19 protein-coding genes and 1 pseudogene are annotated in these 21,189 nt (G+C 37.3%); 10 read left to right on the forward strand and 10 right to left on the reverse strand.

All coding sequences use genetic code 11. The annotated features are described in order from the left end of the window. From ACTJJG_RS02980 to ACTJJG_RS02995, 4 genes and pseudogenes are all read right to left on the reverse strand, one after another. Positions 1–148: pseudogene (locus tag ACTJJG_RS02980) on the reverse strand (hypothetical protein); the annotation flags it as partial. Between the two features lie 136 nt (positions 149–284). Beyond that, a complete protein-coding gene (locus ACTJJG_RS02985) occupies positions 285–1,556 on the reverse strand; it encodes a Glu/Leu/Phe/Val family dehydrogenase (RefSeq protein WP_005078412.1) in 1,272 nt (423 codons plus the stop codon). Positions 1,557–2,588: 1,032 nt separating this feature from the next. Next, entirely contained in the window at positions 2,589–4,022 is a 1,434-nt protein-coding gene (locus ACTJJG_RS02990; protein WP_032052635.1) for an amino acid permease, read from the reverse strand. Positions 4,023–4,434: 412 nt separating this feature from the next. Continuing rightward, positions 4,435–5,712: a hypothetical protein gene (locus ACTJJG_RS02995; protein ID WP_032057281.1), complete on the reverse strand. Its 1,278-nt coding sequence runs from the start codon at positions 5,710–5,712 to the stop codon at positions 4,435–4,437. Positions 5,713–5,839: 127 nt separating this feature from the next. On the opposite strand from ACTJJG_RS02995, the gene ACTJJG_RS03000 reads away from it, so the two are divergent. Both ACTJJG_RS03000 and ACTJJG_RS03005 read left to right on the forward strand, forming a co-directional pair. Then, positions 5,840–6,628, forward strand: a complete 789-nt coding sequence (locus ACTJJG_RS03000; RefSeq protein WP_032057279.1) for a class I SAM-dependent methyltransferase — start codon at positions 5,840–5,842, stop codon at positions 6,626–6,628. A gap of 26 nt (positions 6,629–6,654) precedes the next feature. Further along, positions 6,655–7,185, forward strand: a complete 531-nt coding sequence (locus tag ACTJJG_RS03005) for a hypothetical protein (protein WP_005078420.1) — start codon at positions 6,655–6,657, stop codon at positions 7,183–7,185. Positions 7,186–7,237: 52 nt separating this feature from the next. Here the strand turns inward: ACTJJG_RS03005 and ACTJJG_RS03010 are convergent, their stop codons facing one another. Next, positions 7,238–7,801 (reverse strand): hypothetical protein, encoded by a 564-nt coding sequence (locus ACTJJG_RS03010; RefSeq protein ID WP_017387028.1) that lies wholly within the window; start codon positions 7,799–7,801, stop codon positions 7,238–7,240. A 139-nt stretch (positions 7,802–7,940) separates the two neighbouring features. Next, the gene (locus tag ACTJJG_RS03015; RefSeq protein WP_002116954.1) at positions 7,941–8,408 is read right to left on the reverse strand and encodes a Holliday junction resolvase-like protein; all 468 of its coding nucleotides are present in this window, start codon (positions 8,406–8,408) and stop codon (positions 7,941–7,943) included. 158 nt (positions 8,409–8,566) lie between these two features. Between ACTJJG_RS03015 and ACTJJG_RS03020 the strand changes: the two genes are divergently transcribed. The 4 genes from ACTJJG_RS03020 (at position 8,567) to yccS (ending at position 13,503) form a co-directional block, all read left to right on the forward strand. After that, positions 8,567–9,211, forward strand: coding sequence for a ParA family protein (locus tag ACTJJG_RS03020; protein ID WP_005804567.1), 645 nt, complete (start codon positions 8,567–8,569; stop codon positions 9,209–9,211). 124 nt (positions 9,212–9,335) lie between these two features. Beyond that, positions 9,336–10,454 (forward strand): AI-2E family transporter, encoded by a 1,119-nt coding sequence (locus ACTJJG_RS03025; protein ID WP_002117074.1) that lies wholly within the window; start codon positions 9,336–9,338, stop codon positions 10,452–10,454. Positions 10,455–10,579: 125 nt separating this feature from the next. Beyond that, complete coding sequence (gene sodC, locus ACTJJG_RS03030) at positions 10,580–11,149, forward strand: superoxide dismutase [Cu-Zn] SodC (protein WP_372552663.1); 570 nt, start codon at positions 10,580–10,582, stop codon at positions 11,147–11,149. 203 nt (positions 11,150–11,352) lie between these two features. Continuing rightward, positions 11,353–13,503 (forward strand): YccS family putative transporter, encoded by a 2,151-nt coding sequence (gene yccS, locus ACTJJG_RS03035; RefSeq protein ID WP_017403260.1) that lies wholly within the window; start codon positions 11,353–11,355, stop codon positions 13,501–13,503. A 40-nt stretch (positions 13,504–13,543) separates the two neighbouring features. Here yccS and ACTJJG_RS03040 read toward each other — a convergent pair whose 3' ends face one another. Both ACTJJG_RS03040 and ACTJJG_RS03045 read right to left on the reverse strand, forming a co-directional pair. Beyond that, positions 13,544–14,773 carry a chloramphenicol efflux MFS transporter CraA gene (locus ACTJJG_RS03040; RefSeq protein WP_069120184.1) on the reverse strand — a complete coding sequence of 410 codons (1,230 nt, stop codon included), beginning with the start codon at positions 14,771–14,773 and terminating at the stop codon, positions 13,544–13,546. 368 nt (positions 14,774–15,141) lie between these two features. Then, entirely contained in the window at positions 15,142–15,510 is a 369-nt protein-coding gene (locus ACTJJG_RS03045; protein ID WP_014207798.1) for a hypothetical protein, read from the reverse strand. A 237-nt stretch (positions 15,511–15,747) separates the two neighbouring features. Here ACTJJG_RS03045 and ACTJJG_RS03050 point away from each other — a divergent pair, with 237 nt between their 5' ends. Further along, positions 15,748–16,335, forward strand: a complete 588-nt coding sequence (locus tag ACTJJG_RS03050; protein WP_014207799.1) for an NAD(P)H-dependent oxidoreductase — start codon at positions 15,748–15,750, stop codon at positions 16,333–16,335. A 13-nt stretch (positions 16,336–16,348) separates the two neighbouring features. Further along, positions 16,349–16,663 (forward strand): putative quinol monooxygenase, encoded by a 315-nt coding sequence (locus tag ACTJJG_RS03055; RefSeq protein ID WP_032057273.1) that lies wholly within the window; start codon positions 16,349–16,351, stop codon positions 16,661–16,663. Between the two features lie 45 nt (positions 16,664–16,708). Here ACTJJG_RS03055 and ACTJJG_RS03060 read toward each other — a convergent pair whose 3' ends face one another. Then, complete coding sequence (locus ACTJJG_RS03060; RefSeq protein WP_017400479.1) at positions 16,709–17,077, reverse strand: hypothetical protein; 369 nt, start codon at positions 17,075–17,077, stop codon at positions 16,709–16,711. A 93-nt stretch (positions 17,078–17,170) separates the two neighbouring features. Beyond that, a complete protein-coding gene (locus ACTJJG_RS03065; RefSeq protein ID WP_002116692.1) occupies positions 17,171–18,580 on the reverse strand; it encodes an FAD-binding oxidoreductase in 1,410 nt (469 codons plus the stop codon). Positions 18,581–18,958: 378 nt separating this feature from the next. Here ACTJJG_RS03065 and serA point away from each other — a divergent pair, with 378 nt between their 5' ends. Both serA and ACTJJG_RS03075 read left to right on the forward strand, forming a co-directional pair. Continuing rightward, complete coding sequence (gene serA / locus ACTJJG_RS03070; RefSeq protein WP_004705258.1) at positions 18,959–20,191, forward strand: phosphoglycerate dehydrogenase; 1,233 nt, start codon at positions 18,959–18,961, stop codon at positions 20,189–20,191. 98 nt (positions 20,192–20,289) lie between these two features. Beyond that, positions 20,290–21,174 (forward strand): EamA family transporter, encoded by an 885-nt coding sequence (locus ACTJJG_RS03075; protein WP_005804555.1) that lies wholly within the window; start codon positions 20,290–20,292, stop codon positions 21,172–21,174. The last annotated feature ends 15 nt before the right edge of the window (positions 21,175–21,189 follow it).

Below are 21,189 nucleotides of genomic sequence, written 5' to 3' on the forward strand. Positions count from 1 at the left end.
TCCCGCCTGCAAAATCGATATATTCTTTATTTTCTTGATCCCAAATACGTGAACCTTCGCCACGTACCGGAATGAAATTTGCCGGTGCAAAAACTGGAACCATCCAGTCGTTAAAGTTGCTTCGAGTTACAGAAATTGGCTGTTCCATGCTTACCTCAGTATTTATTTAATATATTCGATAACACTTAAATTTGAATAATTCAGAAAAAGGGACTGAACAAATAAACCCTATAACATCCTTTATATTTGTTCAGACCACTTTTTCTAAAAGTAATTTCCGCAGATTAGCCTGGGAAAATACCGCGTTCTTTACGAGCTTTTAAGATACGCTCACATGCCAAGATGTAAGCCGCTGTACGTAAAGTACAAGCGTTGCTGTTTGCTGTATTCCAAACATCTTCCATAGCTTGAACCATCAACTTGTCTAAACGCTCGTTGATTTCTTCTTCGCTCCAGAAGTAGCTCGCCATGTCTTGAACCCATTCGAAGTAACTTACAGTTACACCGCCGGCGTTACATACCACGTCAGGAACTACAACAATGCCACGCTCAACTAATACGTCTTCAGCTTTAGGATATGTCGGGCCGTTTGCGCCTTCTAAAATCAACTTAGCTTTAAGTTTTTGAGCACGTTCAACAGTGATTTGGCCTTCCAATGCAGCTGGAACAATAATGTCAACTTCAGCTGTCCAGAAATCTTCGTCAGCAATTGATTGAGCGCCGGCAAAACCACCAACACCTTGATTTGCATTTACGTGATCACGTAATGCTTCAAGATCAATACCATCAGCATTGAAAATTGTGCCAGTGTGGTCTTGAACGTGTGTAACTTTCGCTTTCGATTCAACAAATAAGAAAGCTGCTTCACTACCTACGTTACCAAAACCTTGAATAGCAACTTTCGCGCCTTCAATTGGTAAATTAATTTTTGCTGCTACTTCACGACCTGTAACGAATACGCCACGACCAGTTGCTTTTACACGACCTAAAGAACCGCCTAAGTGAACTGGTTTACCAGTTACAACACCAGTTACCGTGTGACCTTGGCTAGTAGAATAAGTATCCATCATCCAACCCATGATATTGGCATTCGTACCAACGTCTGGAGCAGGAATATCTTTTTGAGGCCCAATAATATGACCAATTTCAGTCGTATAACGACGAGTCAAACGCTCTAATTCACGAGTTGATAATTTACGTGGATCAACACGGATACCACCTTTTGCACCACCAAATGGCAAGTTCAAAACAGCAGTTTTAATTGTCATCCATGCAGATAACGCCATCACTTCATTCAAATCAACATTTGGATGGTAACGAACACCGCCTTTACCCGGACCACGAGACAAGTTGTGTTGTACACGGTAACCTTCAAAGTGCTGGATCGAACCGTCATCCATCACGATTGGCACGTCAACAATAAGCGCACGCTTAGGACGTTTTAAAGTATCGATATAATCAGCTAAGTGTTCTAAATATGGCGCTACACGGTCAATTTGTGCCAAGTAAGTTTGCCATGCATCGCTATGTTCGTTTACGTATGAAAGATCTGACATCTTTTTTCCTATATACCTTCATAGACTCAGATTTGATAAATCCGTAGTCTTTATTATTCAGCAACCAAAACCTTGCAATAACAAAGTCTTAGTTTATTTACTAAACCTTCTGCTCTTCTAAAGCATTAGATTTTTTAAATTCCATTTGTTGATACTAAAAGTATGATCTACTTTTATATATCGATATCTTTTACAAGCTTTCTTTCATGTAACTTACTGTTTATAAAGCTATCTTTATAAAAGCAAAGTTTAACCACAACCCACTTAATCCAGTCGGCTGAAATATAAATACAAAAGAAATGGCATAACCGTTTGGGAGTTAAAAAGAACGATGATTTATAAAAAAATCATATGTCCATAAAAATTATTTTGACTAATCGATAGATCCCTCCATTAGTCTTTTTAAAAATAAACATTGTTCAATAATGCTACAGATTAATTATCTCTACACACACCGCTTAAAATTAAGCCGGAACATAGCTATAAAATCTTCCAATAAATATAGCATAGAGCACACTCATTTAGAACATTTTAAAATAAATAAGCAGAGAAAAAATAATCAAATCGCACTAATCTTTATAATAAAAAAACAACAAATATTAAAAAAAGCTTAACTTTAATAAAAAAAATTTATAGAAAACATAAAATCATAATTTAAAAAAATACACCAAATTAAAATCATAAATAACAATAACTTAAAAATTAATCACCTTTATGAATTTGTCAAAAAATTATACCCTCTCTACATTAAATCTATAATAAGTCCATTTCTAATTCATATTTTATAAAAACCCAAAAACCTCTTTATCAAATAACCAAGCTAAACATAGACTTAATCAACTATTAATAATAAATAAATATTAATAAGAATCCGATAAATGGTAATTTTATAAAACAATATTTGTTTTCATGATCAAAAATAAAACTTCATTTTTAAAAAAAATACAGAAATTCTTTCTTTTGTAGTTCCTCTAAGGCACAAAAAAAGGCCCCTTTCGGGACCTTTAAAAACACATTTTTCGACTAAAAAGCTTAGCTTTGCACTAGATCTTTCTTTCGATAAAAAATGAAGTAGCTTGCATAACATAAAATGATAAAAATAATGCAGCAGATAAAACCAACTTGCATAGATGGGTCAAATACCATACTGATACAGGTAACGATACAGAACAGCCCACCTACAATTGGAGTAAGAGGGAAAAGAGGTGCCGCGAAGCGTAAATCTTTTGCTGTTTTACCCGACTTATACCACTGTCTACGGAAGTTAAACTGTGAAACGCAAATCGCAATCCAAACCACAACCATTGTAAAAGCTGCAACGCCCAACAAATTCTTAAAAATTGTTTCTGGCGCAAATTGTTCTGAAAGCAATCCAGGAATTGCACCAAACATAGTTACTGTAATGGCAACAATCGGTGTTCCAGAAGGAGTTAATTTAGAAAATATTTTTGGTAATTGATTTTTTGCCGAAAGCGACCACATCATACGTGAAGCAGCAAACAAACCAGAATTTGCAGCAGATAGTAAAGCCGTAATAATTACAAAGCGAATAATGTCTTCTGCGTATGGAATACCAATATAGTTAAATACCGTCACAAAAGGACTATTACTTACTTCATTTGCACTAAGGCCTGCAAGCTGGAACGGCAGTAATGAACTAATCACCACAATTGTACCAACAAAGAAAATCAGTAAACGCCAAATAGCCGCATTGATTGCTTTAGGAACTGTCTGTGCTGGATTCTCAGCTTCCCCCGCTGCTACCCCAATTAATTCTGTGCCCGAAAAAGCAAAGTTAACAATCAGCATAGTAGCAAAAATTGGGAAGAGACCGTTTGGGAACCAACCGTGAGCAGTCAGGTTACTAAATAATGGTGCTGTTTCATGTCCGTGGTAAGGAATAAAACCAAAAATTGCCAGTAGACCTAAACCAATAAAACAAATAATAGTGACAACTTTGACGAGTGCCAACCAGAATTCAGATTCGGCAAATAATCGAGTTGAACTGATATTAAGGAAAAAAACTAAGGCGCCAAAAAAAAGAGTCCAAGCCCATACCGAGGTAGATGGAAACCACTCCTGCACCAATAAAGCTGCCGCAGTAAACTCAGTCCCCAAAGTTGCAGTCCAAGTTAACCAATAGAGCCAAGTAATCATATAGCCCGTACCCGGACCAATATAACGGCGGGCGTATTCACCAAAAGAACCTGATTCCGGTACATGAACCGCAAGTTCTCCCAGGCATAACATCACGGTATAGGCAATTAAACCGCCCAAAAAATAAGAAATAATTGCGCCAATTGGGCCTGCTTGGGAAATTACATCACCAGACCCTAAAAAAAGACCTGTACCTATGGCACCGCCAAGGGAGATCATCACCAAATGTCGAGTACTCATTGCTCGTTTCAAAGGTGCAGAACTTCCATGTTGCGATGCATCATTATTCCGATAATTTAATGATTGCATATAAAAAACTGTAACGACAATTTAGTAAAAAATCATTTTAGGAGAAAAAAATAAATATGCAATTATCTTTGAATAGTGAACTTATTTTAACCAAGCTCTTCAGGTAAAAATAAAATATATAGTAAAAACATTTAGTTATATTTTTTATAGCTATAACCGTATTTTAATTAATCTTATATTATTTCTATAATTTATGTAGTAGAAAAACCCATTTATTTTTAAATATAATATTTATATACATTACTGGTTATGTCTACTTTAAATACAGCAGATCACCATATAATAAACCTACTATTTATTTAAATAATGAATTTTAAAATAATATACAAATAAGTTTATAAAAAAATATTTTTTAAGCAAAAAATAAAGCCCAAACCTAAAGGTCTGAGCTTTATTTAAACACTATAAAGTTTTAATAGCTGATGGTAGTCAACTGTTCTGTAGGTTGAATTGAACCTTCCGTAAATTCACACAGCCCTTGTTCATCACAAGATAAATTTAGTTGCTTATAGCTAATCGCAAAGCAGTCGAAATATTTTTTGATTAGAAAAGGACTCATATCCGATGTTAAAGGCTCTTCACTCTTGAACAATTTAATGACTTTGCGATCATTCATCGCTAACAAATAAATTTCATTATTTAATTCAATATTCACTACACCAGTTTGCTCAGCCACAATTGGAACCAAATAAGATTTATTCGCCAGTAGAGTGTCTACCGTGTAACTTTCAAATTTTGAGTTGATGAGGTTGAATACCAAAATTAAACCAAAGCTAGTCTGCAAGCCTTCTTTGTAATTTGCATCTTCTTGAATTCGCAGCACTTTAATACCAAGCTTTTGAAAGTCCAACTCAGTTGCTTGATTTGTTTTTATCAGACTACGTGTAATAGCCTGTTTAAGTGGGTTATCAAAATAACGTTCATCTAGCTGAAAATCATTTTGGCGTAATATTTTTAACAACATTTCATCATGTTGGGTAAGAACATGCGCAAGTACATTACGGAAGTAAAACTTACTTTGTTTTTTGACCTTACGAACTTGCTGATAAAAATAGATTTCATCGAAATCATGTTCAATAAAATCATGTAATAAACTTGAACTAGCCAATACTGACAATGCTTCATGACCAGTAAATGGCAAATGAATCGTATGTAAGCTAGGTAACAGCTCTTTTATTTTTAAGTAATGTTCACGGTCAATCGAGAAATATGGGTCATAAACAATAACGTATTCACGCGCTGCATCGACATCTTGCGGCTGAATCTGCATGTCCTTGTTTGCTACCGAATCAAAAAACTCAGCGTAGCGTCGGTCTTCAACATGCTCTGGGTCAATTGAATATTGAGGCACAAATGCAATCACACGGTTCATATTCAATAAATTAGAATATTTGATTGCCGCATAGCCGCCCATTGAACCGCCATAACCCACAATATTTTTAAAGCCTTCTAGAATAGGCGAAATTGCTTTTGCCAGCTCAATCATGCTTGCTTGAGGAAACCATGATTTTTGTTTTGGCATTACCCCAATAACATTATATTGGTATTTAATTAGAGACTTTTCAGCATTGATAGATAAGCCACTCGCTCGGGTAATCAAATCGCCAAAAGAGAGAACTAATGTATTAGAATCGCCTGGTAAAAAAATGGCTCTAATGTGTTCGTCTTCAAAAATAATTTGCTTATCCATGCTCACACCGAAAGAAAATTTACTCCCACATACAACGTCAAAAATGAAACAAAATAGGTGTTTTGCCAATTTATGATTGCGGAGTATCTTATTTTATAGATGCCAGTCAGATTAAAAAGCGCAAAATATGACACAATCCTTACATCCTGCCGCTCAAAAAGGCTTCAGCTCAGCTGCTGAACTTTATCAGCAAGTTAGACCTAATTATCCCGCAGAAATAGTAAGTTGGCTGCAAAATTGCCTACAAATACAGGAAAAATCTACTGTTATTGATCTTGGATCGGGTACTGGCAAATTCTTACCCTACTTAAAACAAACACATGCTGATGTTATTGCAGTTGAGCCAATTGGCGAGATGTTACAGCAGCTTCAACAAGTTTATCCTGATATCAAAACATTACAGGCTTTTAGCAATTCAATTCCTGTAGCAGACCATAAAATTGATGCCATTATTTGTGCGCAATCTTTTCACTGGTTTGACAACCTCGATACCCTAACAGAAATGCATAGAGTATTAAAACCCAAAGGACATTTAGGGCTAGTTTGGAATCAACGTGACGAACGTACAGATTGGGTCAAAGCTTTAGCTGATTTCCTACTTCCTCTTGAAGGCGACACACCTCGTTATCATAGTGAAAAGTGGAAACGTGTATTTGAACAACAAGATTTATTCATATTTGATAGCCTACAAACATTCACACAGTCACAACACGGTTCTGTCGAACAAGTCGTGAGTAAACGTTTACTCTCTACGAGTTTTATTGCTGCAATGACTGAAAAAGATCAATTACAACTCAAAGCACAGTTTGAAAAAATTGTTTATGATTTTACGGGATTAGGTCCTCAAGATCAGATTGATTTTCCATATGTTACGTATGCATATCACTTTCAAAAAAGTACGTTACCCGTTAAATAATTAGTGAATAGGTTTGGTTGAAAGTTATGAAGAAAACACCTCAAATCATATTAATGTCTTTGCTTTGCTCTAGCCTATTTCTGACTGCTTGTAAAAAAGCGGATGAGCCTGCTAAGACGGAGCAACCTTCTGCCACCTCATCTACCGATCAGGTTTTAGAAAAACTGAATGAAAGACCTGTTAAGACGTTCCCTGCCACTGCTGATGATGCACACGATATTGCGCTGTTAGAGGATTATGACCGTCGCTTTACAGAAATGAGTGACGAGATGGAAAGTGAATTAGCAAAAATGCATGAAGCTGGAACCCTCACTACAGAGTTTGAGCAACAGCGTACTCTCGATAATGTGCGCTCTTCTCTGACCATGTTAAAAGATTTAGATTTAAAAACTGAGCAGGGCCGTTACATTCAGGGTCTACTTTATCAATATTGGGAAAACCAAGAAAAACACTTGAGTGATAAGCAAGCCAATAAAGATGAACAGATCAATGATCTTGCCGACTATTTACAAGCACAAAATCAATTAAAATATTGGAAAGCATCGCAACAGAAATAAGCAATGTAATGGTTATAAAAAAGCCTTCAAACTTATGAAGGCTTTTTTCAAATTATATATTTTGCTTTTCAACCCAATGAATTGCCTGAACGCGGAATAACTCACATGCACCATCACCAGTATCGGTCGGGGTAAGTGAAGATTTCCAGACTAAATTTTTGTCCTTAATCTCGACAAGGTCACCTTTTAGATAAACTAAATCACCACGTTTAACCTGTTTAATCTGCTGAGCAATCTCAGGGTTCGCAGGAATGATGTGCATGTTAGACACCATTTGCATTGCTTGCTCTGCTGGAACAGGTAATTTAGGAATTTTCCAGTTTAAATAACGGTCATATTGTTTCACTGAAATATGACGTGCGATTTCAGGCTGTGCAAACAATCCCCAGCTTACGGCATAGTCGATAGGAGAAAACTTAGCTTGTTCATCATTTTGATAAACTTTTGAACCCAAGATTCTGAAATTTCCTTGAAAAGGTTGTAATACAGAAATAGATTGATCTTTTTCTATAGGGCTCAAACCATTGGCAATATTATATTCACTTGAGGTCGATGCAAATGTTGAACTCATGCCAATCGCGGCGAGTAAGCCCATCATCAAACGTTGTTTTTTCATCGTGTTACACCTCAAATATTGCTAGATCAAAGTGAATAGATCTTCGATTTATAATAGCTTTAAGCGATGAAAAAAATATCGAAATTTAGTAACAATACAGATCAATTTCGTCTATTTTTGTGCTAAATTAAACAGCTTGTTAATCTTCGAAATCTATTCTCAACGTTTCAAAACGAACCTTGCCTTGTTGAACAGCTTGTGCAATTGCCTGTTGACCTTTCGTAAGTCTAGCTCCACCACTTTTTACATCAAGCAAAATAATATTGATGTCTTCTGCCGTACCATCGCCATCGCGAAAATCGGTGTATCCATCAAAGATAATATAGTCCACCGGATCGCCCATGAATTTTGCATCGCTTGGTAAATACTGAAATTCAGGTAAAACTGGAGCAAATTGTTCTGCCATTTTTCCTTTCAACACCGCACGACTTGTATTTACACTTCTCTTTTGTGCTTGAGTAAGCGCTTGTTGATGCTCTAGTTCAAGTTCAGCAATATATTGCTCATATTCAGCCTTAATTCGTCCATTACGTGTATTTGATAAAATAAGAGTAGTGATAATGATGCCAATTCCAGCACCAATAAGCATGGCAAGCCATACAGACATAAATTTTCCTTAAAAAGCACGAATTAAGATTACAGATCTAATCATATCTAAAATAACGAAACAGCTTAAACTTTTGTCAAATGTGGTCATCTCCTTCACATAAAAAGATGCTAAGGTATAAAACATAAACAAATGTGCTGCTGAAAATAATTGGATTTATGAAAACGATACTTATTGCAAATCAAAAGGGCGGATGCGGAAAAACCATGACGGCCATTACGTTGGCAACAGCATTGGCACAAAAAGGATATAAAGTAGCATTAGCAGATTCGGACAATCAAAAATCGGCTTTACAATGGTTAAAACAGCGCCCTGATACCGTTGCAACGATTCAAAGCCTAGACTGGCGTCATGAGAAATCAATTGGTGATGCACCCAAAAATCTGGACTATTTAATTATTGATGCGCCTGGCGCACTTTCAGGTGAGCATGCTGAACAACTTATTAGTGAAGCTCACGCCATTATTACTCCGCTTCAGCCTTCATTTTTTGACATAGACAGTACTCGTCGCTTTTTGAAGCATTTACAAGATATTAAACGTATTCGCAAAGGCAAAGTACAGATTTTGCTTCTTGCTAACCGTGTAAAACCAAACAGTGCAAGCTCAAAAGATATCCAGCAGTTCTTTGAAAAAATTGAACAGGAACCTGTTGCATGGATTGCTGAACGCACTGCCTATGGCAGCTTAGCAATGCAAGGTTTAAGCATTTTTGATAAACCGCAAAAAAACTTTATTAGTATCCAAAATCAATGGCAACCTGTTCTAAACAAGTTAATTGAAGATAAAGCTGAGTGGTTTTAAAAGAATTTTAGCCTTTGAAACTGGATGTATAAGGTTCTTTACATTACGGCCTTAAAATTTGCCTCAGGTTATTTTTCAGTTAATATGACTTTATTCTATGTAGAAAATTAGAGAAATATTGTTCGTGCATCCATACGCTCCTAATTTACAGCGCGTTTTATTGTTTGGGCTGTTTTTTATTTTGATTTTTTTAGGATTTAATATCCTGAAATATTTTATTGTTCCTGTACTTTGGGCTGCCATCATTGCATATATGACTTGGCCTATTTATTTAAGAATTCAGCGTTTTTTTGGAGAATCACGTAATACTTTAAACGCAACCCTAATGATTAGTCTGGTCATTTTGGTAGTTGGTATCCCCTTTACATGCGCGGTTTTTATTTTGCAGCATGAGGGACGTAACTTATATTTTGATTTACAACGTCAGGTTTTTTCGGGTCATTTAAGCGTTCCAGATTTTATTCGTGATCTTCCTTTTGTAGGAAAAGAGATTTCTCGTACACTCAATGAATTAAATAACGATCCTAATAGTACGATTCAAAATATCGCAGCTTGGGTACAAAGCCATTTAAGTTATGGCCGTGTGCTGCTTGGTGAAATTAGTAAAAATATTGTCAAACTTGGCTTTGCAGTATTTAGCCTATTTTTCTTCTATCGTGATGGTCAAATGATTTTATCTCAAGTGAGTAAAGCTTTAGAAATGGTCATTGGCCCTCGTATTCATCATTATCTCGATACAATTTCTGAAACAACTCGTGCAGTAGTCTATGGTGTCGGTTTAACTGCAATTGCTCAAGCCGTTTTAGCTGGATTAAGTTACTTCGTAGCAGGTGTACCAAACCCTATGGTACTCACTATTGTTACTTTCTTATTGGCTTTAATTCCATTTGGTACTCCAATTTCTTATTTAGGCGTTGGCTTATGGTTGTTCTCTCAGGGACAAACCATGGAGGCAATTGGTGTTGTGGTTTGGGGTGTGCTGATCGTCAGTAGCTCAGATAATGTGATTAGACCACTCGTCATTTCTGGTGCCACCAAAATTCCGTTCTTATTAATTATGTTTGGTGTATTAGGCGGTATTGCGAGTTTTGGCTTGGTTGGATTATTTATTGGTCCTGTAATTTTGGCTATTTTACTGGCAATTTGGCGTGAATGGTTACATGAGACGATTGAGCCTGAACCTATGCCAAAAACGACCATGATTTATGATTCTGAGAGTGAATCGTCTAATGATGAAAAGTGACATAGAGATTTAATTTAAAAATGTTTCTAGATACAAATTAACTATTTAAATTAACTTGTAGATCAGACCTCTGTTTGTTTGAATCAAACAATCATATATATTTATAAGGACATCCAATCATGCAGATGTTTAATAAAATTGGCGCAGTCTGTGTGCTTACAGCCCTTTTTACCGTTGGCTGTAGTTCGGTAACTAAAACTATATCTGACACAGCCCAAGCATTAACCTCAATGCATACAAAAAAAGTGGTCGACGTAAATGAAGTGACAGCTAATGGTATTGGCAAAAAAATAGGTACTATTAGCTTTCAAGATAGTGACAAAGGTTTAATTATTACCCCTGCTCTTGCTGACTTACCAAGTGGTACTCGTGGTTTCCATATTCATGAAAATGCTTCTTGTGCACCTGCTGTAAAAGATGGAAAACCTGGCGCTGCTTTGGCTGCTGGTAGCCACTATAACCCGAACCAAGCCCCTCATCATGGTACTCCAACCACTGGCCATTTAGGTGATCTACCTGTTTTGGTTGTTGATAATACAGGTGTTGCAACAACTGCCGTGATCGCACCTCGATTAAAACTTGCTGATATTCAGGGTCGAGCGATTATGATCCATGCGGGTGGTGACAATTATTCAGACTCACCTCAACCTCTTGGCGGTGGCGGAGCACGAATTGCGTGTGGCGTGATTAAATAATTTATGTATTTTTCAAATTGTGGGTATCTAAAAAGATATCCACAATTATGTTAATTTATTGATCGTTACAACTTGGTTTAAGTCTAATAAAATCTTAAAAAATGACTGACTTTGGTAGATAAAAAGAATAATATTTTTGAAGTAATAAAAATTTAAAGTTACATACTGCTTTCTCACGTATTCTCTAATTTAGAACAAAAGCCGTGAATTATCTGACCCAAATATTTAATAGCTTTAAGACGAACTCTATTTTAATTTATTGCTTGCAAATTCTGATTGTACTGACTGGCACAACTTTAGGTTTGCTGTGGCTGGGCTATAATCAACTTATTGTTCCTGTGACCTTAGGCGCAATTGCAGCAGCATTAACAGACTTTGATGATCGCTTAAGTATTCGATTACGCAATTTGGTCTATGTCTGCCTGCTCTTTTTTACAGTCAGTAGCATTCTCGGCTTTTTAGCTCCTTACAAAATTTTCTTTATTTTATATCTCTCTATCTCAAGCGCTTTTTTCATATTACTAGGCGCCTTAGGGCAACGTTATGCCACGATTTCTTTTGGCACGATTCTGCTCTCTATTTATAGTATGTTCGGTTTAGGCGAATACGCACATTGGTATCAACAACCTACTTATTTTGTTTATGGTGCTCTGTGGTACGGTTTAACTTCTATTTTATTTTTTATTATTAAACCGACACTTCCCTTACAAGATAAGCTCTCACAAATTTTTAAAGAAATTTCTGTTCTACTACAAGCAAAAGCTCGTTTGTTTGATCCGGACAATAAAGAGAATGTTGAGCAGCTTTTATATGAATTATCTCTACAAAATACGCAAGTTGCCCAAAGCCTCAATCAAATACGCAGTTCTCTACTTACTCGGCTCAAAGCTTCCAGAGTCAGTAATAAAAGTATCTATTGGCTAAACCTATATTTTTTCGCACGAGATATTCACGAGCAAGCCACTTCAAATTATTTACATTACGAACATATTCAACAGAATTTTAGCCGTAGTGATCTTATTTTCCGTTTCCAAAAAAACCTGCGTCTACAAGCACAAGCATGCCAAGACTTAGCTCAATGTATTTTATATAACCAGCCATATCAGCCTTCGCAAGAAAGTCAGAAAGTATTGGGACATTTGGAAAGTTCTTTAAAAGATTGGATACAACAACATCCACAAAATTTTGAAGTTAAAAATTTAAAACTTATTTTTGATAACTTAAAAGGAATGCATGAACAGTTTGAACAACTGCAATATGCCCAACCTGTTCCTGAAAATAACACTCAAACAAGACAAGAACACTTAAATTTACTTGATGATGATATTCAAGGATTTTCAGATCTTATCTTAAAACTTCGGCAACAACTTACGCCACAGTCAGCGCTGTTTAGGCATGCCATACGAATTGCTGTGGTTTTCGCCGCAGGTTATGCAATTTCACTGTTACCCTTTGCGCAGCATGGTTACTGGATTTTACTCACCAGTTTGTTTGTCTGTCAGATTACTTATTTTGCGACTAAAAGCCGTCTTAAATTAAGAACGATTGGTACCTTACTCGGTGTTTTATTAGGAATACCTATTTTATATTTTGTACCGAGTATTGAAGGCCAGCTCATCATTACAATTATTTGTGGAGTCTGCTTTTTTTACTTACGTCAAAAGAAATATGCTTTGGCTACGCTCATGGCCACCCTTATGGTGCTATTAATTTTCAACTTAAAAGGCGCTGGCTACAGTATTATTTTGCCTCGACTGATAGATACCTTATTAGGCTGCTTTATTGCATGGCTCGCCGTAAACTTTATTTGGCCCGACTGGAACTTTCGGAACATCCCCAACAATATTAATAAAAGCAGCAAAGCGACCTTAGATTATTTCAATGTGATTGTTGAGCAATATCAATATGGCAAAAATCAGGATATAGAATACCGCCGAATTCGCCGTGCTGCACATAACGCTCAGATTGAGCTATCCAACATGATTTCAAGCTTAAGTGCTGAACCGAACCCGAACCCTCAACTCATCCATTATGCTTTTCGTTATCTGGTTTATAGCCACAGCCAACTGAGTTACGTAGCAGCGTTAGGAAGCCAACGACAAAAAATTGATGATCAACAGGTATTACAACTCTTACTGGATTGTCAGCAAATTCTTAAACAGAGCTTATTTGATCCGGCTTATATTGATTTCAATTTCCTTGAGCAGACTTTAGCGCAAATTCAAAGCCTAACTACTCATGAGCACTTTTCAGAGAATTACACACTCGTGTTAAAACAAATTAGTTTATTATTAGAAACCTTGCCTGAATTATTAACACTTAAAGACAAACTTTTAGAACAAGAGATTAAGTAGAATAAAAAAATACCGGAATATCACTTCCGGTATTTTTTATTTAATTGTTGCCTTGTTGCAGTCTTTCTTGCATTTCCTGCTTCAAAGCACTTCGCGGTTGGCTAAACCAAAGAACAATAAAGGTAAATGCAGACAATGCAAAAGCCCATAAATGAAATTGTGTATAGAGATAACGTACAAGTTCAATCATTGCAAAGAAGCTCATCATCAGTAACATTGAAACTGCTGCTGCCACAGTTCCTTTTGATACCTCTGATGACATGAGTGCAAAGCGATATAAGACTGAAAAGCTAATTCCCTCACCAAAACAAATCAGTGTCATGCCTGTAAGCAAACATGGTATGAGATAGGTTTGCCACACTACACCTAATATTAAAATGAGTGTACCGGTTAGCATAATCGGCAAACCCATCATGACGGTTTTACCCAAAGGCAAACGGTCAATAATTTTGATTAAGACAATGTTGCCTACGATTAAACCCAAAAATACGGGGAATTGAGCTAAGCCATATTGCACACTGGTGAGCTTTAATTCATCTACTAAAATGATTGGAGATAAAGCAATCCATAGCATTAAAGGCATACCCACTAAAGGTAATGCGAGGCTTAAACCTAAAAACCGGCGGTTGGCAAACACCTTTTTAAAATCATCAAAAAGATAACTAAAAGGTTGCTTGGTTACACTGACTTGCTGGCTTGGCATCTGTTTTTTCAACCCGATCCAACTGAGTAATGCCAATACAGCGATGGCGACAAAGCCCCAGTGCCAAGACACATAATCAATTAAGAAAGCGCCAAGTACAGGTCCTAGCAAGGGTGCAAGTAATGAGATATTTGCCATGAGTGCCATGACTTTAATCGCATCACGTTCAGCAAAACTTTCTTGAATGGCCGCATAACCAACGGCTGAAATTACAGTTAAACCAATTCCCTGCAAAAATCTTAAAGCTAGAAATTGCTCGATTTGCGTCGTCAGTAAAATTAAAAAACAGCATAGAGCAAAGAATAAAACTCCTGCTAATAGTACTTTTTTACGTCCGAGACGGTCCGACAAAGGACCAAGTAACCATGCAACAGATGCGCCACCTAATAAATAAAATGACATCGAAGATGGTGCCCAAGTTGCACTTACACCAAAATCTTCAGTAATTGCCAACATGGCTGGCTGAATCAGGTCATTACCAATATAAACCGCAAATTCAAATAGCACTAAGGCCAAAGGAAACATCAACGTTGTACGGTTCAACGTTGTCGTTTGAATATTTTTCATGAGTTGTACACTTCAAAATAGCGGCCATATGTCTGTACGACTACCTATAAAATAAGATGTAGTCATGACGATGACATGTATGGTCAATCAATCTTTAGTTAAGTTGTTATATGCCGTGAGAGTGCATGTTTAGAGTGTGAAACACCGTATTCACAAGGTGTCTAAAACGAGAAAAAATATATGACGTGAGATTCGGTAATTTTTACCAATTGGCACAATTGCCGAGCGCAACAATAGCACTTTTTAAATTGATCAGCAATCATGCAATTTCAAGAAGCTTAAATTTCAGTTTTTTGCACAAAAGGGCATGCAAATTATGCTTGTGCACAAACTCAAAGTTATCCACATATTCGATAAAAAATTAAGCATCATGGGCAAGGATTAACTTGAAAATCTGTAGTTTCCTCTCCTTTTGTACATTGATAGCTTTGCTTTTTATTCACAATTTTCCAGATTTGCTGATCTCGTTTTAATAAATATTCAGTACGTGTTTTCGACACCGCATCTGGACTAGGCTCTGTTTGCAAAATAGTAACTTGAGCATTGGAAGGATCATCCGAAGCATTCATTTGCTGTGAAATATCTAAATTGCTTGCATCATTTAAAAGATCTGGTTGATCGAGTAATACAGCCTGTATAGGACTATCAGCAAGTTGAGCAGAAGAATTTTGAGGGGGAGCACAAGCTGTTAATATGCTTAAGCTGAAAATAATCAACAAACCATTCTTTTTCATCACTCTTCCCCTCTATTTACTCAAAATTAATGCTAAAGATAATAGGCCACTTTTTCCTTTTGAGCTTTGTAAATAAGTATAAACTTATTGATATTAATGAGATAGATTAATTTTAAATAGAAATCCAATAATAATTATTGATTTTTTATCAACAATATTTTTCCTATTCATGCATTTTTCTACAACAGTAAATCTCATAGAGTATGCGTCAAATACAGGAATTTAATGAGAGCAACATCCATGAGTAAGATTTTAGTGATTAATGGTGCTAAACAATTTGCCCACTCAAACGGTGAATTAAATGACACATTAACCACCCTAGCAACCACACATCTCACGGAACTCGGCCACGAAGTTCAAGTCACCCGTGCAGACAGCAATTATGATGCTGAAAGTGAAGTTGAAAAATACTTATGGGCAGATGTTGTTATTTATCAAATGCCAGGCTGGTGGATGGGCGCACCTTGGACAGTCAAAAAGTATATTGATGATGTCTTTACCACTGGTCATGGTTCACTTTATGCAAGTGATGGGCGTAGCCGTTCTGATGCCTCAAAAAAATATGGTTCAGGTGGTCTAATTCATGACAAAAAATATATGCTGTCATTGACTTGGAATGCTCCAATGGAAGCATTTGAAGATGCAGATCAATTCTTCCACGGCGTAGGTGTAGATGGTGTTTATTTACCATTTCATAAAGCCAATCAGTTCTTAGGCATGAGCACCCTTCCGACATTTATCGTAAATGACGTAATTAAAATGCCTGACGTTGATAGTTATGTTGAAGAATATAAAGCACACTTAAATACTGTATTTGCAGCAGCCTAATAAGGAGAAATCCATGCTAACCATTATTGCGGAAATTCGTACTAAATCGGGTGGACAGCATCGCCAGAACGTATTGGATGCCTTTCAAAAAATCATTCCAACTGTTTTAGCAGAAGATGGTTGTCATGGTTATGAACCTTTAGTTGATCACAAATCAAATGCGAGCTTCCAAACCCAAGAGCCTGACATGATTGTCATGCTAGAAAAATGGCAAAGTGTTGCCCATCTTGAAGCACATTTAGCGACGCATCATATGCAAGCACATCATGAAGCAGTTAAAGATGATGTAGTTGACGTTAAAATTAAAATTTTAGAAAACGGCGTATAATTTAGACTATAAAAAAAGACGATATATTTATCGTCTTTTTTATTTTTAAGAGCAAAGCTGGGTTTGAAAACCTCTAGAGCCTTTCCCTCTCGCGCATTGATAGCTCTTTTGCTTATTTTGCAATTGCCACTTTTCATCAACTAGCTTAAATGAATATTCTGTTCGGATTGCAGAAACAGAATCATCCATTAAACCTGTTTGGATAACGGTAATACGGGAAACTGTTGGAGATTCTACTCGGTTAAATACTTGCTGAACTGAGGTATTGTTATGCTCTTTTACGATCTCAGGCTGGGCTTTAAGTACTTGTTGCATCGGAGTTTCCGAACCCACAAAAGGAATTAATTTACTGGTCGTCGCACACCCAGTGAAAAGCCCAGCACAAAGCGCTGAAATTAAAAATAAACGTTGCATTTTTATCACCAAAACAAAAGCCATAGCTTTATGATGCTATGGCTTTGTCGGTTACTCTGTAGAAACTATGTAGTCCTACAAAATAGATCTAATTTAAAGATCGAATAATTTACCTGGGTTCATCAAACCATTCGGGTCAAATACTTTTTTCAAAGCTTTCATATATTCAATTTCTTCAGGCGAACGTGAATATTCCAAATATGGCTTTTTCGTCATACCGACACCGTGTTCAGCAGAGATTGAACCGTCGTATTTTTTAACGGTATCAAACACATATTTATTTACCACCTGACACTTCGCAAAGAACTCATCTTTGGTTAAGTTTTCAGGTTTTAAAATATTTAAGTGCAAGTTACCGTCACCGATATGACCGAACCAGCAAATTTCAAAGTCTGGATAGTTTTCTTGAACAATCGCATCAATTTCACGAATAAATGCAGGTACGTGAGTAATTAATACTGAAATATCGTTTTTGTATGGAATAAATGGCGCGATTGATTCAGAGATATCTTCGCGTAAACGCCATAAGCTTTCTACTTGGTCAAGGCTCTGGCTCATTACACCATCAAGTACCCAACCCTGCTCCATACAATGCTCGAAAATTTCCATTGCTTTATCGAGAATCGGCTCATATGGAGCTTCAAACTCAAGTAATACATAGAACGGGCATTGAGTTTCAAATGGGCGTTGTACATGTCCATGATCTAAAACTTTTTGCATTGCAAGTTCACCAAAGAACTCAAATGCAGTTAAGTCGATGTCTTTTTGGAAAGCATGTAACACAGGCATTACTGCATCGAAATCTGGAACACCTAAAACTAAAACTTGTAAGTTTTGTGGTTGACGCTCAAGTTTAATTTCTGCTTCGGTCACTAAACCTAATGTGCCTTCACCGCCAATAAACAAATGCTGTAATGCATAACCAGTTGCATTTTTAACCATGCCTTTGTTTAAACGCAGGATGTCACCTTTACCAGTCACTACAGTTAAACCAAGTACCCAGTTACGTGTCATGCCATATTTAATAACTTTAATACCACCAGCATTGGTACCAATATTACCGCCAATCTGACTAGAACCCGCTGACGCAAAGTCCACCGGATAATACATGCCTTGTTCTTCTGCATAATTCTGCAATTGCTCAGTCACAACACCAGCTTGAACACGCACCATACGGTCTGCCGGGAAGAACTCAAGAATTTGGTTCATTTTGTCCATGCTAATGACAATTTCACCATTGGTTGCTACCGCACCAGCAGAGAGACCAGTACGACCACCTGACGGTGTAATCGCAACATTAAACTGGTTCGCAAGCTTTACAACTGCCTGAACTTGTTCAGTCGTTGACGGAAAAACGATGACCGATGGGTTCGGATTAAAATGCTTGGTATGATCTTTACCCCAGTTTTCGAGACTATCAGCATCAGTTTTAATACGGTTTTCACCGACGATTGCTGTTAATTGGGTGAGTAACTCAGGTGTTAAAGCGACTGGAGCATTCATCGTTTGCAGACCTAGCAAGAAGTAAACTGTGGTGGGACTATGACCTCATAATTCTCAAGGTTCTCACCTGAGCAAAGTCATAATGTTCAAGGAACTCCTATATTCTACATGTATCCGCGCAAGCGATAAAGTTCAGATTAGAGATACTGTCACTACAAAACATGTTTAACGTAAATAAATGCTTTCTATGGGGCTTTCAGAGAAAAATCACATTTATCCCCCTACCAAGCATATTTTAAAATGCTCGACAAGCCATAAACAGAAGTGATTAGACATAGATAAAATTGCCATAAGGCGATGGTATAAACGAAATATCTATAGCACCGCCCAGTATGTTATTATACCGCCACCAAATTTGGCCTTTGTAGCGGAGCCGTAATGAGCCAACATCTTTCACTACCTAAAGATAAAATCCGTTTCCTTTTGTTAGAAGGCGTTCATCAAAACGCAGTCGATACTTTAAACGCTGCGGGTTACACCAATATTGACTATCGTAAAACTGCTCTTGAAGGCGAAGCGCTTAAAGAAGCAATTAAAGATGCTCACTTTATTGGTATTCGTTCGCGTACCCAATTGACTGAAGAAGTTTTCGAAGCTGCAAACAAATTGATCGCAGTAGGTTGTTTCTGTATCGGAACAAACCAAGTTGATCTTAAAGCAGCAATGGCACGTGGTATTCCTGTATTCAACGCACCGTATTCAAATACGCGTTCGGTTGCAGAGCTTGTACTTGCTGAAACGATTCTTCTTCTTCGCCGTGTTCCTGAAAAATCGGCGGCTTGTCATCGTGGTGGTTGGGACAAGTCCGCTGTCGGTTCTTTTGAAACTCGTGGCAAAACTTTAGGTATTGTGGGTTACGGTTCCATCGGTTCTCAACTTTCAGTTCTTGCTGAAAGTATGGGTATGCATGTTATTTATTATGATGCAGTAACCAAATTACCAATGGGTAATGCTCGCCAAGTTGGTTCTTTAGATGAGCTTTTAGCAACTGCAGATGTTGTGACTTTACATGTGCCAGATGTTCCATCTACACGCAACTTCTTCACTAAAGAACAATTTGCGAAAATGAAAGAAGGCGCGATTTTCTTAAATGCTGCACGTGGTACATGTGTAGTGATTGAAGATTTAGCTGATGCAATCAAATCTGGTCATATTGCTGGTGCAGCGGTTGACGTATTCCCGAAAGAACCAAAAGCAAACGGTGAAGAATTCCAGTCTCCACTTCGCGGATTAGACAACGTGATTTTAACTCCTCACGTTGGTGGTTCAACCATGGAAGCGCAAGCAAACATCGGTTTAGAAGTTGCAGAGAAATTTGTTGCTTACTCTGATAAAGGTATGACACTTTCTGCGGTGAACTTCCCAGAAATCGCATTACCATTGACAGCTGGCCAACACCGTTTATTGCACATCCACAAAAACGTGCCAGGCGTATTGTCTAAAATCAACAACTTGTTTGCTGAACAAGGCATCAACATTTCTGGTCAGTCTCTTATGACTAAAGGCGACATCGGTTACCTCGTCATGGACGTTGACGCTTCTGCTTCTCACGAAGCTTTAGATATGTTGCATGAAGTTGAAGGTACAATTCGCGTGCGCGTATTGTTCTAATACGAACTGTAAATTTAAAAGCCACAGCAATGTCTGTGGCTTTTTTATGGGCATTTACATTATCATGTGAAAAGTATACCAATCGATCAAATAATAAAATGTCCAGTTCGAACCAGAAATCTCAGCTGCATGCTTTGGGCTTTCTCATTCTCGCTATGCTAAGCGTACAAAGCAGTGCATCTTTAGCAAAAATTCTGTTTCAGAACTTCCCTGTACTGACTGTTTCAGCAATGCGCCTATGTTTAGGTGCAATTATTCTTGCCTTTATTTTTAGAATTTGGCGAATTAATTTTAGTCAGGTTCGATGGAAAGCAATTTTAGCTTATGGATTTGCGCTTGCAGGCATGAACGCACTGTTTTATCTGTCGATCGAACGCTTACCGATTGGGATCGCGGTTGCTTTTGAATTTATTGGACCTTTAAGTGTGGCGTTATACCACGCACGCCAAAAATATGATTTTGTTTGGGTGAGCTTCGCAATTATTGGGCTGATTTTACTTTTCCCTTTCAATCAGGCCCATAGTCTAGATTGGATCGGCGTTTTATTTGCTATTAGTGCAGGGGCTTGTTGGGCGCTTTATATTATTGCCGGTCAGAAACCTTCTGGTATTTCAGGTAATCATACGGTGTGCTTGGGAATGAGTGTAGGTGCATGCATCTTATTACCCATTACCTTTTTTTCAGGCTCAATTGCACAAGTTATAGAACTTCCCTATCTTTTTTATTTTATTGGTTTGGCTATTTTAGCCAGTGCTCTCCCATTCTCTTTAGAAATGTTAGCACTGCGCAATTTGACACCTTTAAGCTTTGGAACATTGATGAGCCTAGAACCCGCAGTTGCAGCGCTATCTGGTTTTATCTTTTTAGGCGAATATCTGTTATGGAACCAATGGCTAGCACTTGCAACCATTATTACCGCTTCTGTTGGTTGTACCATAACCACCCAAAAAGCTCGCCAAGAACGTGAAAAAGTAGCAAGTTAATTTAATGAAATTTGC

Origin of the sequence: Acinetobacter sp. 22512, assembly GCF_052044755.1 — a bacterium.
GTDB lineage: Bacteria > Pseudomonadota > Gammaproteobacteria > Pseudomonadales > Moraxellaceae > Acinetobacter > Acinetobacter pittii.

What these genes read in the sequence shown, in the direction of transcription:
- ACTJJG_RS03000 (WP_032057279.1), top strand. Translation starts at nt 5,840, where the DNA reads ATGACACAATCCTTACATCCTGCCGCTCAAAAAGGCTTCAGCTCAGCT.
- ACTJJG_RS03005 (WP_005078420.1), top strand. Translation starts at nt 6,655, where the DNA reads ATGAAGAAAACACCTCAAATCATATTAATGTCTTTGCTTTGCTCTAGC.
- serA (WP_004705258.1), top strand. Translation starts at nt 18,959, where the DNA reads ATGAGCCAACATCTTTCACTACCTAAAGATAAAATCCGTTTCCTTTTG.
- ACTJJG_RS02985 (WP_005078412.1), bottom strand. Translation starts at nt 1,556, where the DNA reads ATGTCAGATCTTTCATACGTAAACGAACATAGCGATGCATGGCAAACT.
- ACTJJG_RS03015 (WP_002116954.1), bottom strand. Translation starts at nt 8,408, where the DNA reads ATGTCTGTATGGCTTGCCATGCTTATTGGTGCTGGAATTGGCATCATT.
- ACTJJG_RS03040 (WP_069120184.1), bottom strand. Translation starts at nt 14,773, where the DNA reads ATGAAAAATATTCAAACGACAACGTTGAACCGTACAACGTTGATGTTT.
- ACTJJG_RS03050 (WP_014207799.1), top strand. Translation starts at nt 15,748, where the DNA reads ATGAGTAAGATTTTAGTGATTAATGGTGCTAAACAATTTGCCCACTCA.
- ACTJJG_RS03060 (WP_017400479.1), bottom strand. Translation starts at nt 17,077, where the DNA reads ATGCAACGTTTATTTTTAATTTCAGCGCTTTGTGCTGGGCTTTTCACT.
- ACTJJG_RS02995 (WP_032057281.1), bottom strand. Translation starts at nt 5,712, where the DNA reads ATGGATAAGCAAATTATTTTTGAAGACGAACACATTAGAGCCATTTTT.
- ACTJJG_RS03010 (WP_017387028.1), bottom strand. Translation starts at nt 7,801, where the DNA reads ATGAAAAAACAACGTTTGATGATGGGCTTACTCGCCGCGATTGGCATG.
- ACTJJG_RS03065 (WP_002116692.1), bottom strand. Translation starts at nt 18,580, where the DNA reads ATGAATGCTCCAGTCGCTTTAACACCTGAGTTACTCACCCAATTAACA.
- ACTJJG_RS02990 (WP_032052635.1), bottom strand. Translation starts at nt 4,022, where the DNA reads ATGCAATCATTAAATTATCGGAATAATGATGCATCGCAACATGGAAGT.
- ACTJJG_RS03055 (WP_032057273.1), top strand. Translation starts at nt 16,349, where the DNA reads ATGCTAACCATTATTGCGGAAATTCGTACTAAATCGGGTGGACAGCAT.
- sodC (WP_372552663.1), top strand. Translation starts at nt 10,580, where the DNA reads ATGTTTAATAAAATTGGCGCAGTCTGTGTGCTTACAGCCCTTTTTACC.
- ACTJJG_RS03020 (WP_005804567.1), top strand. Translation starts at nt 8,567, where the DNA reads ATGAAAACGATACTTATTGCAAATCAAAAGGGCGGATGCGGAAAAACC.
- ACTJJG_RS03075 (WP_005804555.1), top strand. Translation starts at nt 20,290, where the DNA reads ATGTCCAGTTCGAACCAGAAATCTCAGCTGCATGCTTTGGGCTTTCTC.